10 protein-coding genes and 2 pseudogenes are annotated in these 16,445 nt (G+C 40.2%); 10 read left to right on the forward strand and 2 right to left on the reverse strand.

Features of this window, described 5'->3' with window-relative positions:
- Positions 1-14: 14 nt before the first annotated feature.
- The 9 genes from rfbK (at position 15) to ugd (ending at position 10,976) form a co-directional block, all read left to right on the forward strand.
- Positions 15-1,385: an O9 family phosphomannomutase RfbK gene (gene rfbK / locus ABLV07_RS04365; protein ID WP_126027210.1), complete on the forward strand. Its 1,371-nt coding sequence runs from the start codon at positions 15-17 to the stop codon at positions 1,383-1,385.
- Positions 1,386-1,482: 97 nt separating this feature from the next.
- Positions 1,483-2,592 carry a DegT/DnrJ/EryC1/StrS family aminotransferase gene (locus ABLV07_RS04370; RefSeq protein WP_126027211.1) on the forward strand — a complete coding sequence of 370 codons (1,110 nt, stop codon included), beginning with the start codon at positions 1,483-1,485 and terminating at the stop codon, positions 2,590-2,592.
- Positions 2,592-3,158, forward strand: coding sequence for an acyltransferase (locus tag ABLV07_RS04375; RefSeq protein WP_126027212.1), 567 nt, complete (start codon positions 2,592-2,594; stop codon positions 3,156-3,158). The genes ABLV07_RS04370 and ABLV07_RS04375 overlap by 1 nt, the downstream gene beginning before the upstream one ends.
- Positions 3,158-4,306, forward strand: coding sequence for a TDP-N-acetylfucosamine:lipid II N-acetylfucosaminyltransferase (locus ABLV07_RS04380; RefSeq protein ID WP_126027213.1), 1,149 nt, complete (start codon positions 3,158-3,160; stop codon positions 4,304-4,306). Before ABLV07_RS04375 ends, ABLV07_RS04380 begins: the two co-directional genes overlap by 1 nt.
- A gap of 10 nt (positions 4,307-4,316) precedes the next feature.
- Positions 4,317-5,720 carry an oligosaccharide flippase family protein gene (locus tag ABLV07_RS04385; protein ID WP_213199933.1) on the forward strand — a complete coding sequence of 468 codons (1,404 nt, stop codon included), beginning with the start codon at positions 4,317-4,319 and terminating at the stop codon, positions 5,718-5,720.
- A gap of 138 nt (positions 5,721-5,858) precedes the next feature.
- Positions 5,859-6,923, forward strand: a complete 1,065-nt coding sequence (rfbB, locus tag ABLV07_RS04390) for a dTDP-glucose 4,6-dehydratase (RefSeq protein WP_348853553.1) — start codon at positions 5,859-5,861, stop codon at positions 6,921-6,923.
- 12 nt (positions 6,924-6,935) lie between these two features.
- Positions 6,936-7,805, forward strand: coding sequence for a glucose-1-phosphate thymidylyltransferase RfbA (gene rfbA, locus ABLV07_RS04395; protein ID WP_126027216.1), 870 nt, complete (start codon positions 6,936-6,938; stop codon positions 7,803-7,805).
- A gap of 382 nt (positions 7,806-8,187) precedes the next feature.
- The gene (gene gndA / locus ABLV07_RS04400) at positions 8,188-9,594 is read left to right on the forward strand and encodes an NADP-dependent phosphogluconate dehydrogenase (protein WP_126027217.1); all 1,407 of its coding nucleotides are present in this window, start codon (positions 8,188-8,190) and stop codon (positions 9,592-9,594) included.
- Between the two features lie 215 nt (positions 9,595-9,809).
- Positions 9,810-10,976, forward strand: coding sequence for a UDP-glucose 6-dehydrogenase (gene ugd / locus ABLV07_RS04405; protein ID WP_126027218.1), 1,167 nt, complete (start codon positions 9,810-9,812; stop codon positions 10,974-10,976).
- A 343-nt stretch (positions 10,977-11,319) separates the two neighbouring features.
- Here ugd and ABLV07_RS04410 read toward each other — a convergent pair.
- Positions 11,320-12,422, reverse strand: a pseudogene (locus tag ABLV07_RS04410) (IS3 family transposase).
- Between the two features lie 79 nt (positions 12,423-12,501).
- Positions 12,502-13,227, reverse strand: a pseudogene (locus ABLV07_RS04415) (integrase core domain-containing protein).
- 421 nt (positions 13,228-13,648) lie between these two features.
- On the opposite strand from ABLV07_RS04415, the gene ABLV07_RS04420 reads away from it, so the two are divergent.
- Positions 13,649-16,255 carry a DUF4214 domain-containing protein gene (locus ABLV07_RS04420; RefSeq protein ID WP_157195246.1) on the forward strand — a complete coding sequence of 869 codons (2,607 nt, stop codon included), beginning with the start codon at positions 13,649-13,651 and terminating at the stop codon, positions 16,253-16,255.
- Positions 16,256-16,445 lie beyond the last annotated feature (190 nt).

Raw genomic sequence — 16,445 nt, forward strand, 5'->3', positions numbered from 1 at the left:
GGACAAATGGAAAAATGAAACAGTTAACATGCTTTAAGGCCTATGATATTCGTGGGGAGTTGGGCGAAGAACTCAATGAAGATATCGCATATCGGATTGGCCGCGCTTATGGCGAGTTACTCAAGCCAAAGCAGGTTGTAGTTGGTGGTGACGTACGCTTAACCAGTGAAGCTCTAAAATTAGCTTTAGCCCATGGCTTAATGGATGCTGGTACTGATGTGCTTGATATTGGCGTAAGCGGGACTGAGGAGATTTATTTTGCTACTTTTCATCTTGGTGTCGATGGGGGCATTGAGGTTACAGCCAGCCATAATCCAATGAATTATAATGGGATGAAGTTGGTACGTGAAGATGCGAAGCCAATCAGTGGTGATACGGGACTGCGTGATATTCAGCGTCTTGCAGAAGAGAATCGGTTTGGGCCTGTAGATAAGGATTGTCGCGGTACCTTGCGTCATATTTCTATCTTAAAAGAATATGTTGATCACTTGATGGGCTACATAAACTTGGCTAATTTTACCCGTCCTCTTAAATTGATTGTTAATTCTGGTAATGGTGCTGCGGGTCACGTTATTGATGAAATTGAAAAACGCTTCTTATCAGCTGGTTCCCCTGTGACTTTTGTGAAGGTACATCATCAAGCGGATGGTAATTTCCCGAATGGTATTCCCAACCCCTTGCTCCCCGAATGCCGTAAAGATACAGCTGACGCGGTTCGTGATCATCGAGCAGATATGGGTATCGCTTTTGACGGTGATTTTGATCGTTGCTTTCTTTTCGATAACGAGGCGGAATTTATTGAGGGGTATTACATTGTTGGCCTGCTAGCAGAAGCATTTCTACAGAAACAACCTGGCGCAAAAATTATCCATGATCCCCGCTTGACATGGAATACGGTCGATATAGTGAATCGCTGTGGTGGAATACCAGTAATGTCTAAGACGGGGCATGCATTTATTAAGGAGAGAATGCGTCAGGAGGATGCAATTTATGGGGGGGAAATGAGTGCACATCATTACTTCCGTGATTTTTCGTATTGCGACAGTGGTATGATCCCGTGGTTATTGGTGGCGGAGTTATTATGCCTGAAAAAAAGCTCCCTGAAGTCGCTAGTTTCCGATCGACAAGCAGCTTTTCCTGCTTCCGGAGAAATTAACCGTAAATTGATCAATGCTGCGGATTCTATTTCACGTATTCGAGCTCGATATGAGCCAGGAGCGGTGGAAGTAAATACTATAGATGGCATAAGTATCCAATACCCTGAATGGCGATTTAACTTGCGTACATCTAATACAGAACCAGTCGTTCGTCTGAACGTGGAGTCGAAAGCGGATAAAGTACTTATGGAAAACAAAACCAAAGAAATACTTAGTTACCTTGAGTAATTTCTAGTTAAATTCAGTAAAAAAAACTCAGCAAGATACTTTTGTCAAAGTACTTGCTGGTCATTAACTTAAAAATTAACATAAAGACGAAAACTATATGAAAAACAAGAATATATATGTAACACAACCTTATCTTCCAGAACTGAATGAATTTATTCCGTATTTGGAGAATATTTGGGAGAATAAAGTTCTGACGAATGGTGGCCCTATGCACCAAGATCTAGAAAAAGAGCTTTGTCATCATTTGGGAGTAAATGAAATTGCCTTGTTTAATAATGGAACTATCGCGCTTCTTACCGCTCTGCAGGCGCTTAGGATTACGGGGGAAGTAATAACTACACCATATTCATTTGTCGCAACTGCACATTCTTTATTATGGCATGGAATTAAACCTATCTTTGTAGATATAGATCCGGTTACATTAAACATTGATCCGGAAAAAATTGAAGCTGCAATTACACCTCAAACAACAGCAATCATGCCGGTGCATTGTTATGGTAATCCTTGTGATGTAGAGCGTATTCAGGAAATCGCCGACAACTATAATTTAAAGGTTATTTATGATGCAGCTCATGCATTTGGTGTGACTGATAAGGGGGGGAGTATACTTAGACATGGCGATTTAAGTGCCATCAGTTTTCATGCTACAAAAGTTTTTAATACTTTTGAAGGTGGTGCTATTATTTGTCCAGATCAGAAAACAAAGACAAGAATTAATAACCTCAAAAACTTCGGAATTGTCGATGAGACAACTGTTGTAGCTCCCGGCATCAATGGTAAGATGAGCGAAATTAATGCAGCATTTGGTTTGCTACAACTTAAATATGTTGATGATACCATCTTACGTCGCAAAGAAATTGATGAAAGATATCGCGAGGCTTTCTCTGAATTAAAAGGAATTACTGTAGTACCTCAATCAGGACAAGTGAATGCTAACTATGCATACTTCCCTATTTTAGTAGAGGATGATTTCCGCATGAATAGAGAGGAACTCTATGATTTTTTGAAGGAAAATAACGTGTATTCCCGCCGTTATTTCTATCCTTTGATTAGCGATTTTTCAATGTATAAAGGAATGAAGTCAGCATCTAAGGAAAATCTTCCTGTTGCCAATGAAATAGCACGTAAGGTTCTTTGTCTGCCAATATATCCTACATTGACAAAAGAAGATCAAGAGCGAGTAATTTCACTGGTATGGGGGGCGTAATGGCATATTATACAAATGCTGAATTGGCCGGCTTAGGATTTTGTGAAATTGGCAATAATGTTAAAATTTCCAAAAAAGCATCTTTATATAATTGCAAGAAAATTTCGATAGGTAATAATGTGAGGATCGACGACTTTTGCGTTCTATCAGCAGGAGAAGGCGGCATTCTTATTGGAAACAATATTCATTTAGCGATTAATAGTTCAATTATTGGTGCAGGGAAGGTTACCCTTTCTGATTTTGCTAATGTATCATCTAGAGTTGCGATTTATAGCAGCAATGATGATTATAGTGGCGAGTTTATGACTAATCCAACAGTTAGTGAAGAGTATACTCGTGTATTGCATGCAGATGTTTTCATAGGGAAACATGTCATAATTGGTTGCGGTAGTGTCGTGCTACCTGGCGTAAATATTGAGGACGGTGTTGCTATAGGAGCGCTAAGTTTAGTTAATACTGATTGCCAGGCTTTTCTCATATATGGAGGGACGCCGGCACGTCCTCTAAAAGAGCGAAAAAAAGATTTATTGCATCTTGAAGAGATGCTAAAAAAAGCAAAAATTTAATGATGGAAAAGATAAATATATTACATCTTTGTACAGATGAGAAGTTTATAGACCGAGCGGTTAATATTTTCGAAATAGCCTTCCCTGAACAGAATTCACTTTGTGTATACAATAAAGGGAAACCTATAGTACATATTAAAAGACCAGTTGATATCTGTGTCGGAGCCAAAGAGTCACTTTTAGGAGTCAATTTTTCAGATATTGGTCACTTTGATATAGTAGTTGTTCATGCATTGGCCAAAATTTGGTATAGAACAATCGAGAGATTAGATAAAAATATCCCCATTGTATGGTTGGGATGGGGATATGATTATTATGATTTAATTGGTGGCGATGAAAAATGGTTGCTTCAAGATACCTATTCTTTTTATAAAGAGGAGTCCCAAAAAAGAAACTTAACACAAATCCTCAAGGATGCAATTCTCTACCCGAGATGGAGACAGTCTCGGGTTATTGAAAAAATACAGTATTTCTCGCCTGTATTACAAGATGAATATCAGACTTTAAGAAATTGTCGCGCGTGGAAATCTTTTCCTGAACAAGTCGACTGGAATTATAGCCCTGCTGAAAAAGATTTGTCTTACTATGTTTCTAGCTCCGATGATGTCGGTGCTATTGGTAATAATGTATTAGTAGGGAATAGTGCAACTAATACGAATAACCACCTGGAGATTTTTCGTACGCTAAGGAATATAAACTTACAGGGAAGGAAGTTTATCATCCCACTTAACTATGGTGATAAAATATATGGAGAAAAAATTGGTAGAATGGCAAATGAATTGCTTGGTGAGCATGCTGATGTTCTACTCAAATTCATGCCTATTGATGATTACATGAATAAAATTAGTTCATGTGGATTTGTTATTATGAATCACGTGAGACAGCAGGGGGTTGGTAATATAATAAGCATGCTTTATATGGGAGCGAAGGTGTTTATTCGTGAAGAAAACCCAACTTTTATATATCTTAAAAGAAACGGAGTGACAGTTTTTTCAGTTCAGGAGCTTGAAAATAATCCCCAGCTTTTGTTTTCTCCTTTATCTCAATTAGAAGTTGTGAATAATAGGACTATAGTTGAGAGCTTGTGGTCAAATTCCACATTATTGAAAAAAACAAAAAAAATTATATATACTCTGATGAACAAGTAAGGGGGAGGTATTGAAACTTAAAGTTATTTTATCATTCGCAATTGGGCCAGTAGGGGCAGCTTTTTTAGGGTTCGTTACTTTGCCATTGATGACTTGGTTATATTCTCCTGAAGATGTTGGCCGTTTTGGAATGTTGAATGTAGCTATATCTTTCTCTGTTTTAATTTATTGTTTGGGGCTAGATCAGGCGTACGTTCGCCAGTATCATGAAAGTGAAGATAAAGCCAAGTTACTCAAGATATCAGTGATTCCAGGGTTGTTATTAATACTGCTTACAGCTGCAGTATTCCTTATAAAGCCAGGCTATTTATCCTCATTGCTATTTGGGGTTGATTCTTCCGAGATTGGTTTTTTATCAATTTTTATTATTATTATCAACTTTAGTTTGAGGTTTTTATCACTTGTTCTTAGAATGGAAGGACGTGGTGTTTATTTTTCATTAAGTCAGCTGATTCCAAAGCTTGTCGTTATTGGTTGTTTTCTATTTTTTTATTTTTTTTGGGAGAAACATGATTTTCCCCAATTGTTATGGGCTAACCTTTTCGGCTTTTTATCTACTTTACTTGTGATTTTATTAATTACAAAAAAAGACTGGATAGCAGCAATCTCTTCAAAGGTTGACTATCAAAAATTGAAGGATATGTTTTTTTTCGGTTTCCCATTAATATGGGGGGGGATAGCCTTTTGGGGCGTAACTGCCATGGATCGCATTTTTTTACGCAGTTTGTCAACATTCGAACAGTTGGCTATATTTTCTGTAGCTATAAGTTTTGCAAATGCTGCAAGTATAATACAGAATATTTTCTCCACGCTTTGGGCACCAATGGTGTATAAAATATCTAATGATGATGAAGAAAGTATTAAGTTAGTTAATAAAGCATCGCAATATATATTATTGGTTGTTGTAACTGTATTTTGTATCGCAGGATTATTTTCTTGGCTTGTGGATTTTTTCATACCTACTACTTATGCTGATGTTAAGTTTATTCTGTTAGCATGCTTGGGATATCCTTTGCTATATACACTATCGGAAACTACGGTAGTTGGAATTGGTATTAGTAAAAAAACGTCTTATTCTATGCTTGCATCATTATTAGCATTGGGTATTAACCTTGTATTAAACTATGTAATGGTTCCCAAGTATGGAGCCTCTGGTGCGGCAGTCAGTACTTGCTTAACTTTTTGGTTTTTTCTTGTTTTTCGAACTGAATTTTCAATACTCAGTTGGAAAAAAATGCCGCGCTTAGACTTATATTTTTTTACCTTTCTGTGTGTTTTTGGTGCGATGGTAGAGGCTCTCTGGGGGCGAAATTACAGCATGTATTTGAAATATTACTGGGTAGTAGTATTGATGCTATTTTTCTTTAAAAAGAGAGGCTTGTTGGTGAATTTGATGAAAAGGAAGGCGTTATAATGAATAACTTATTTGACCATCAAACATGAAGTACAATATTTTTATAAGATTTATAGATACGTATGCGATTTTATAGTGTCTACTATGTTATGCTCTATTTTTGTTTACATTTGATATAGATAATCTAGGTAAGTAAATATGAAAATTCTTGTTACTGGTGGCGCTGGTTTTATTGGGTCTGCTGTTGTACGTAATATCATTGATAATACTCAGGACGAGGTGCGGGTCTTAGACAGTCTGACTTATGCAGGGAACCTAGAATCCTTGTCTTCTGTCGTAGATAACGAGCGCTACTCTTTTTCTTGCACAGATATTACTGATGCAATAGCCGTTGCAACGCAATTCAGCGAATTCCAACCAGATATAGTGATGCATCTTGCCGCTGAGAGCCATGTAGACCGCTCTATTGATGGACCGGCAGCTTTTATTCAAACCAACTTGGTCGGTACTTTCATTTTATTAGAAGCTGCACGTAATTACTGGTCTTCCCTGGATACTTCTATGAAAAATATATTCCGGTTTCATCATATATCTACAGACGAAGTTTATGGTGACCTTGATGGTACAGATGCCCTCTTTACAGAGGAAACATCATATGCGCCAAGTAGTCCATATTCTGCCTCTAAAGCTGGTAGCGATCATTTAGTGCGTGCCTGGAACAGAACTTATGGTTTGCCTGTCGTAATAACTAATTGCTCCAACAATTATGGGCCATATCACTTTCCCGAGAAGCTAATTCCGTTGACGATCCTGAATGCTTTGGCTGGTAAACCTCTACCTGTTTATGGTAATGGCGAGCAAATTCGCGACTGGTTGTATGTTGAAGATCACGCCCGAGCATTATATACAGTCGCGACAAAAGGAAAGAGTGGAGAAACCTATAATATTGGTGGGCATAATGAACGTAGAAACATTGATGTCGTTCTTGCTATTTGTTCTATTCTTGACAGTATTCTAGAGAAGAAGCCTAATAATATAAGTAGTTTCGCGGAGTTGATTACTTTTGTTGCGGACCGCCCAGGTCATGACTTACGCTATGCTATTGATGCCTCAAAAATTCAGCGAGAGCTGGGATGGGTACCTCAAGAAACATTTGAAAGCGGCATCGAAAAAACGGTGCATTGGTATTTGAACAATCAGACCTGGTGGCAACGTGTGCTTGATGGTTCTTACGCAGGTGAGCGTCTTGGTCTGAATAAATAATAAGGTGAAAAAATGAAAGGTATTGTTCTAGCCGGTGGTTCTGGCACGCGTCTTTATCCAATTACGCAAGGTGTTTCCAAACAGCTATTACCAATTTATGATAAACCAATGATTTATTATCCTGTTTCGGTACTGATGCTTTCTGGAATACGTGATATTCTTATTATTTCTACGCCAGAAGACCTACCTGCTTTTCAACGTTTACTTGGTGATGGTTCAAAATTTGGTGTTAATTTCTCGTATGCTGTGCAACCATCACCTGATGGTTTGGCCCAAGCATTTATTATTGGTGAGAAATTTATTGGAAATGATACTTGTGCATTAATATTAGGTGATAACATATTTTTTGGTCAGAGTTTTAGTAAAAAACTAGAAGAGCTGGCTGTCAAAACTTCCGGAGCGACAGTTTTTGGCTATAAAGTACTTGATCCAGAGCGATTTGGTGTGGTGGAGTTTGATAAAAACTTTAAGGCGATATCTCTTGAAGAGAAACCTTTGAAACCTAAGTCTGATTGGGCAGTCACAGGATTGTATTTTTACGATAACAATGTTGTAGACATGGCAAAAGAAGTTCGGCCGTCCGATCGTGGAGAATTGGAGATTACTACCTTAAATCAGATGTATTTGAAACGAGGGGAACTACAAGTTGAATTGTTAGGCCGAGGTTTTGCGTGGTTAGATACTGGAACGCACGATAGTATGATAGAAGCCTCCCAATTTATCCATACAATTGAAAAACGTCAAGGACTTAAAGTCGCGTGCTTGGAAGAGATAGCTTGGCGTAATAAATGGCTATCAGCTGAGGGTGTTGCTGCCCAAGCTGAGTGTCTGAAGAAGACTGAATATGGGGAATATTTGAAACGGTTGCTCATCGAACGTTAAATAACAATTTAAGTATACTGTATTCATGAGGATGTATTGTTTTAGTTACATCGGGTGTATTATTACCATGATTACTGCCAATTTAGAAAACGTGTTATATTCTCTACTCTAGATGCTTGGGCTTATAGTTTGTATTGAAAAAAATATTCTGCCTTGAATTCAATTTCATTATTATAGAGAGGATATTAAATCATTGAGATAATATGTTTATGGTTGGTTGTAGATATTTTGCTCTTCTGCACCTGTTTTTTTGAGTTTAGGTATATTTAATGTATTGTGCTCATTGCTTTTTATGACCTATGTTCCTTGCGCGCTTTGAGTTAGAATCGTTAAATTCTATCTGCGAACGTATCGCAGTGATCACATCAGACAGGAGTATGTAATGTCCAAGCAACAGATTGGGGTTGTCGGTATGGCAGTGATGGGACGCAATCTTGCACTAAACATCGAAAGCCGTGGTTATACCGTCTCCGTATTCAACCGCTCCCGTGAAAAGACCGAAGAGGTTATCGCTGAGAATCCCAGCAAGAAATTGGTTCCATATTATACAGTTAAAGAGTTTGTCGAATCACTTGAAACACCTCGCCGTATTCTGTTGATGGTGAAAGCAGGCTCTGGCACTGACAGCGCAATCGACTCTTTGAAGCCATATCTTGATAAGGGTGATATCATTATTGATGGTGGTAACACATTCTACCAGGATACCATCCGCCGTAACCGTGAACTTTCTGCCGAAGGGTTTAATTTTATTGGTACTGGTGTTTCTGGTGGAGAAGAAGGAGCATTAAAAGGGCCGTCGATTATGCCTGGCGGTCAGAAAGAAGCCTATGAATTAGTTGCACCAATTCTTGAGCAGATTGCTGCTCGCGCAGATGATGGCGAACCGTGCGTCGCATATATTGGCGCAGATGGCGCAGGCCACTACGTTAAGATGGTTCATAATGGCATTGAGTACGGTGATATGCAGCTGATAGCTGAAGCGTACGCTTTGCTGAAAGGCGGTCTTGCTCTTTCTAATGATGAGCTTGCAGAAACCTTCACCAAATGGAATGAAGGCGAGCTGAATAGCTATCTAATTGATATAACTAAAGATATTTTTACCAAAAAAGATGCAGATGGTAAATATCTTGTAGATGTCATTCTGGATGAGGCTGCGAATAAAGGTACTGGAAAATGGACGAGCCAGAGTTCCCTCGACCTTGGCGAACCGCTGTCCCTTATTACAGAATCTGTATTTGCTCGGTATATCTCGTCCATTAAAGAGCAGCGTGTAGCTGCATCGAAAGTTCTTAGTGGTCCGCAACCACAACCAGCAGGCGATAAACTTGAGTTTATTGAGAAGGTTCGTCGTGCTCTTTACTTAGGTAAAATTGTATCATATGCTCAAGGGTTTTCGCAGTTGCGTGCTGCATCTAATGAGTATAATTGGAATCTTCACTATGGTGAAATTGCCAAGATCTTCCGTGCGGGATGTATCATTCGTGCTCAATTCTTACAAAAAATAACCGATGCTTATGCACAAAATGCGGATATTGCGAACCTGCTGCTAGCGCCATATTTCAAAAAAATTGCTGACGAGTATCAACAAGCCTTGCGCGATGTTGTGGCCTATGCTGTACAGAATGGTATTCCAGTCCCAACTTTCTCCGCTGCTATTGCTTATTATGATAGCTATCGCTCTGCTGTTTTGCCTGCAAACCTGATTCAGGCACAGCGAGACTACTTCGGGGCGCATACCTATAAGCGTACTGATAAAGAAGGTATCTTCCATACCGAGTGGTTAGATTAATCTCGGAAAGTTCTCACTCTATGCCCAGCGGGCCAACTGCTGGGCTTTAAAATTCCGCTCCTCGCGACGCCTCTGCTTTAATAGAATTTTCACATCACTTAATTACTTATAGTGATTTCTTGGCATGCGTGGATGCTGGAGGGGAACACTAAATGTGTTGATTAATAATACGGCTTACATTCCGTAATCTCATTAACTAATTGAAGTGCAATCGAATGAAAATTACTATATCTGGTACAGGTTATGTTGGTTTATCAAATGGCATACTAATTGCTCAGAATCATGAAGTTGTTGCATTAGATATTATTCAATCCAAAGTGGATATGCTTAATCAAAAGATTTCGCCAATTGTTGATAAAGAAATTCAAGAATATCTATCAGATAAACCACTTAATTTTCGAGCGACTACCGATAAGCACGATGCATATCGTGATGCGGACTATGTCATTATTGCAACGCCAACCGATTACGATCCGAAGACGAATTATTTTAATACATCTACAGTTGAAGCTGTTATTCGTGATGTGACTGAGATCAATCCCAATGCGGTAATGATTATTAAATCTACTATCCCAGTTGGGTTTACTCGCGAAATTAAGGAACGAATGGGAATAGATAACGTTATATTTTCCCCTGAGTTCTTGCGTGAAGGTCGTGCTTTATATGATAACTTGTACCCGTCACGTATTGTAATTGGCGAATGTTCTGAGCGAGCTGAGCGATTTTCTCGCCTATTGCAAGAAGGAGCTCTCAAAAATAATATTCCATTACTCTTCACTGATTCCACAGAAGCAGAGGCAATTAAGTTATTTGCCAACACATACCTTGCACTCCGTGTTGCTTACTTTAACGAACTTGATAGCTATGCTGAGTGCCAAGGGTTAAACAGTAAACAGATTATTGAAGGGGTTTGTTTGGACCCAAGAATTGGAGACCATTATAATAATCCATCGTTTGGCTACGGCGGATATTGTTTGCCAAAAGATACCAAACAACTTCTGGCGAATTATGAGTCGGTACCAAACAATATTATTTCTGCGATTGTAGATGCAAATCGTACACGCAAGGATTTTATTGCTGATTCAATCCTTGCTCGTAAGCCGAAGGTAGTTGGTGTTTATCGTTTGATAATGAAAAGTGGTTCAGATAACTTCCGCGCTTCTTCGATTCAGGGAATAATGAAGCGAATTAAGGCTAAGGGGATACCAGTTATAATCTATGAACCAGTAATGAAAGAAGATGAATTCTTTAACTCACGTGTTGTTCGAGACTTAGAAGAGTTCAAAAATAAAGCTGATGTCATAATTTCGAATCGTATGGCTGAGGAATTAATGAACGTAAAAAGCAAAGTATATACCAGGGATTTATTTGGTAACGACTGATAATTTGGTATCAGATGGCAGGTCTTTAGCAAAATCCAATATCTGCCATCAATTCCTTATCATTTTCTGAAAATATCATCAATAAATCACTTTCAGGTTGAGTAATTTCTTTATATATTATAGTTTGCTTAATCACTTAGCTACTGTTTGCTTCGACATAGCCAGCTTAAAAGTATTTGTACCTTGTGGTTATTTTATTGAATTGTCGATATACTCGCATGGGAAATTTGATTTGTGAATTATTATCTTCATTTTTATTAGCTGTAAAAATCAAATATTACTCCCCCTTTTCCATTCAAAATAAAAACACTTAATTATAAGCATATATAGACTCGTTTTAGTTTCATGCATTTTTTGAGATTCCGGCTAAATAATGGTGCTGTCGGTATTCCTCCGGTGTCATATTGTTTAGTGACTCCTATTGGCGTTCACAGTTATATCCTTACACCCATCTTTCAGTGATTTCCCGCACTTCATTCAGCGTTCTGAACAGATAAAAATCGAGTATTTCTGTACGGTATGTTCGGTTAAAGTGATCAATAAAGCGTTCTGTGTCGGCTTACCCGGCTAGATAACCTCCAGTTTTACTGCATATTTCTCTGCCCATTAGGCAGTGCCAGTGAGATAAATTCCGGACTATTATCCATGCGTAGCATGACAGGATAGCCGCAATTTGTCGCGATCCTGTCGAGTACACGGACCACGCGCAGAGCTGGCAGATTCAGAGCGATTTCAATCGACAACGCCTCACGGTTAAAGTCATCAACGACATTGAACGTGCGAAAACGGCGGCCACAAACCAGGGCATCATACATAAAGTCGATAGACCAGCTGTGGTTCAGTGCTTCCAGCGTGGCCAGTGGCGAGGGATTACGCACTGGCAATCGCTGTTTGCTCTTACGGCGAAAATTCAGTTTCAACAGACATTAAATACGATGGATCCTTTTGTGATTCCACGGTTGTCCCTGCCGCCTCAGAACCTGAAAAAGTATCGGAAAACCGTATCGTGAGTATCGCTCGGCCACTGCCTGCAACGCGACAATAATGGGTTCGTCACGGGAGATATCCGGACGGTAATGTTGAACCGTTCTGCTCAGGTTCAGACTCCGGCAGGCCTTACGGATTCTGAGTCCAAATGTCATTATCAGATGAATGACCAGCTTACGCTTACAGGCTGGTTTTAAAGCTTTTTTTCGATAACGTCTTTCAGCGCCCGGTTCTCCAGGCTCAGGTCGGCAAACATCTGTTTGAGACGGCGGTTCTCATCCTCATGATCCTTGATTTTTTTATATCCAATCTTCCATACTGCCATATCTGGAATTCCAGTTGTAGTTTGGTGGCTTCATATATACCGGCCTCCCGGTAGATATCTTTAACGCTTCGTGCGCCTTCAACCGACTTAATCACAGCGATGATCTGATGCTCAGTAAAGCGGGCTTTACGCATAGCGATCTCGTTCGTAGGCAGATTGATTATGCCGGATGATCTCAAATTATGAATGGCATGATTATGCGGGATACTTACACTAAATCAGAGATCTTCGTCTTCGGATGAATTCAGCCGGAGTCATGTCATTTAATGATGAATGCGTTCTCTCATGATTATATTCCCTACACCAGTTGTCGAGTTTGTCCTGCGCATCTTCCAGCGAGGGAACCAGTGAATGTTCAGGCATTCATCCCGCAGCCTGCCGTTAAATGATTTAATAAACGGGTTATCCGATGGTTTTCCGGGGCGGGAGAAGTCCATTGTGACACCGTGCTCATACGCCCATTTATCCAGACTTTCCGAAATAAACTCGCTGCCTTTATTTGTCTGAATACGTACCGATAGGCGCTTGCCCAGTACCCGCAAACCTTCCATCACACCGACCACATCCGCACCTTTCAGCGACTTTCCGGCATGGATCGCGAGACACTCCCGACTAAAATTATCGACTACAGTCAGCTCCTGTCGGACACCGGTATGGTAAGCCTCCCGCAGAAAACGCACCTCGTGACGCTTCTGAGCCGGCCTCAGAACTTTTGTTTCAGTACCTCCTGCAGCATCTCTTGTCCAGACTCTGGTCAGCCACCAGTTTCTTCAGTCGCTGATTTTCATCCTCCAGCTGCCGCAGACGCCGCAGTTCCGTTACGCCCAGACCGGCGAATCTCTTCTTCCAATTATAAAAAGTGGCTTCAGAAATGCCCATCCTTCGGCAGACTTCCCCGACGTGGGTGCTGGTTTCGGCCTGTTTCAGCGCAAACGAAATTTGTTCTTCGTTATAGTGGTCCTTTCCATGGCGATGTGCTTCTTTGGAAGATGGAAGAAAGACCGGAAACTTCAGTTTAGCCTGGCACTGTTTTCAGGGAGGAGAACAATCACAAGAGGAGATCAATTATGCGGGATACTTACAAAAGGTAATTAAAAACTGCGGGTCAGTGTCTCATATTAATTTTTAAAAGAACAACCTTATTATTAACGTGAGGGTTTTTTAGTCGTATTAATGTTTTAACGACCTTTGGGTGGGGTTGTAACTTATTGTTATATATTATGATTATAATTTCTCTGGTGGCTTTGACAAAAATGATTTTTTAGACTTTGCTTATAATGCTAAGACATGTTTTTTCTGTTATCGGTTCGGCGTGTCAGCAACATGCAGCAATTGCCACAGAAATTTTGAGGATTATAAAATGGCTTATCAATACTTATTGAATCAAAAAATAGTCGCAGCAATTCAATATGTTGTTCTGGGTAATCATTCTTATACTAGTGATACTGCATTTGATGCAGCATCTAAGGGGTTCATCTACGGTACTCTAACCGAACAGCAATATGTTGGTAACTTGATAGCCTCCAGTGCTGGACAAGCTCTTTATGCAGGAAAAAGTAGTTTAGATATTCTGAAAGGCGTCTATACAACACTTTATGGAACACCTCCCGCTGATTCTGTTCTGCAAGGATATCTCCAGTCGACTGATTTAAATACGGCAATTTATACGGCTATTAGTAACTTATTAAATTATAATGAGTTTGATAGCTCAACTCTTGCTTCGCAGCATAGTCTGGATCAAACTCTTGATGGTATGATGTATAAAGGTTATGGGACCGCGGCTTGGGATGTATGGAGTCAGTCTTTAGCCCAACAAGAGCAAGTTGTCTCAGCCTATTTGGCCATAGCTGGCCGTTCTGTTGACATGAGTGGGTTACGAGGGTGGACCTCGACGCTTACTAGTTCAGGAAAAACATTTGATAATGCGTTGGGCGGTATGCTTAGTTCTGCTGAATTCAATTCCAAGGGAGCCCAGTTAACGGGTGATGCTTTTATTAAGCATATATACAAGGGGGTTTACAGTGTTGATCCTACAGCACAACAACTTGCTACTTATAGTGCTTTAGGCTCGGACAAGGTTGCGATCACCAAGGCCATTCTCAATGACCTCCGCAGTTCTACCGCAACTGATGCTGTAACAGTGAGTGCTCAACATGCATTTGAATATCAAATTGGTACGGGACTGATATACAAAACCGGAGCAATACTGACGACAACTGCAGGTGGTGGTAACGCAACTGGAACAGTTAATACAGATAATAGCCATCAAATCAGCAATGCTGAGACTGCAGTACTAACCAATATACAACTGAACGCCAACTCAGCCGATACAGTAAATTTGAAGTTTGCTGACCATCTTGCAAATCTGGTTATTAACGGTAATAGCGCGTCTACGATTAATTTATCTGATAATGGCGTTAATCCTGGTGTTAATGTTACCGTTAATAACGGTAGTGTAATTTTGAACGCGAGTTCAGGAGCTGATGTAGTAACACTTGCTACTAATGTTGCTGTTGCAAATGGACAATTCAATCTTGGCAATGGTAATGATTCTCTGAAATGGACTGGGAATGCAACTACTGGAGCTAATACCGTAAGTACTTCTATTAGAGCTGATGGTGGTGCTGGAGTAGACACGATATCTGCTAACCTCATAACAAAAAATGTTGCGGTAACGTCTAGTGGCTTGGGGGGGGTCAACAAAACTTTTACTGTCACCACGAATACAAACCAATTTTCTAATTTTGAAAAGCTTGACTTAGCTGGTTATATTGGAAAAGCAAGCGTGGACAATGGTTCAACTGCAGCAAACCATACGTTTGATTTTGGTATCCTGACTGGGAAAGCAAGTTCTGAATCTAGTGTTACAGGAATAATCAATACCGTAGTTCAACCAACAGCAACTTCAACTATAGGTTCACAGGGTTTTGTCCTCTCAGGTTATGCTGATCAGGTCCATGTCATCAATGCTGCGGGTGGTACTTCTGCACAGCTAGAAGTAACGGGGGATGCGACATCTACCAGCAGCGTGGATATCACGTTCTTGCAAAATGCTACTGACCATTTCAATGTTAACTTCACAGCAACCAGTAATAGCGATATTAATGCGGGGTCGCTAGCTCTTAACAGCAGTAATTCAGTACTCGGTACCTCATTGACAACATTGAATATTGGTTCTGGTGGTACAGGCAATTTTGCTAACTCCATTTCGCTGGCGGGAACCAGTAGTCAAGTACAGACAATCAATGTTACCGGAGACCATTTGCTTAATCTAACGGTCGGCACCGGTTACGGAAACCTGGAGACTATTAATGCCTCGGCAAATTCTGCAGGGTTGAATCTGGAAGCCAATGTGGGGGGGACAGGTAAAGGGATTCTTTATCAACTCCTGACTATTCTTCCTGGCTCAGCTGTGACAACAACCCTTATTACGCTTTTGGGATTGGATGGCGGTCACAACTTAACGGTGCAGGGAACTGGCGCTGCGGATACCTTCAAGGTCCTGGGTAACACGGTTGTTTCAGGAGGTAATGGGGCGAATCTCTATCAACTGAAAGCGAGTACCATCAATTCGGGTGTCACCATTTCGGATTTTAATAGCGGTAAAGATAGCATTTTTGACACTACTTCAGGCCTTACTATTAATAATGACGCCACGCATACCCAGGTAGCTGATTATGGTGTACGTACGACGGATGTTGTTGACGCGTTGTTGGGTACACTAGTTGGTGGTGTGGTTGGCGGCGTTGTCGGCCTGTTAGGGCAAATCCTTGGTATTGGTGGTACTGGTGATCTCACCTCGAAAGTTGGGGTGGCATCGGTGGTCTGGACAGATAACTCCCATGAAGCCAGTAACTATTTGATCATTGATAACAACAACGACCATACTCTGGATGCGAACGATACGGTAGTGTATCTCAACGGGCAAACCCATCAGCAGTTGGTTGATACTTTACACTATGCTTAAGTAGTGTGATGTGATAGATGTTTTATAAATAGAAAGGGGGAACTTTCCCCTTTCTATTGTGATCTCTATCGTATTTTAATTAACATTGTATTTTCCATGGTTTACGAAAAATATTTTTTTAGTAGCTTGATATTTTAGTGCTTTCCTATCTATATATTATAAATATCTCCAGCCTGAGTTGTTGGGATCT

Origin of the sequence: Klebsiella sp. CN_Kp097 (assembly GCF_040064495.1) — a bacterium.
GTDB classification, from domain to species: domain Bacteria; phylum Pseudomonadota; class Gammaproteobacteria; order Enterobacterales; family Enterobacteriaceae; genus Klebsiella; species Klebsiella aerogenes.

Bases quoted from the DNA above. Each gene is read 5' to 3' on its own strand.
- ugd (WP_126027218.1), top strand. From the start codon at position 9,810: ATGAAAATTACTATATCTGGTACAGGTTATGTTGGTTTATCAAATGGC.
- rfbK (WP_126027210.1), top strand. From the start codon at position 15: ATGAAACAGTTAACATGCTTTAAGGCCTATGATATTCGTGGGGAGTTG.
- ABLV07_RS04420 (WP_157195246.1), top strand. From the start codon at position 13,649: ATGGCTTATCAATACTTATTGAATCAAAAAATAGTCGCAGCAATTCAA.
- rfbB (WP_348853553.1), top strand. From the start codon at position 5,859: ATGAAAATTCTTGTTACTGGTGGCGCTGGTTTTATTGGGTCTGCTGTT.
- ABLV07_RS04370 (WP_126027211.1), top strand. From the start codon at position 1,483: ATGAAAAACAAGAATATATATGTAACACAACCTTATCTTCCAGAACTG.
- ABLV07_RS04375 (WP_126027212.1), top strand. From the start codon at position 2,592: ATGGCATATTATACAAATGCTGAATTGGCCGGCTTAGGATTTTGTGAA.
- rfbA (WP_126027216.1), top strand. From the start codon at position 6,936: ATGAAAGGTATTGTTCTAGCCGGTGGTTCTGGCACGCGTCTTTATCCA.
- ABLV07_RS04380 (WP_126027213.1), top strand. From the start codon at position 3,158: ATGATGGAAAAGATAAATATATTACATCTTTGTACAGATGAGAAGTTT.
- gndA (WP_126027217.1), top strand. From the start codon at position 8,188: ATGTCCAAGCAACAGATTGGGGTTGTCGGTATGGCAGTGATGGGACGC.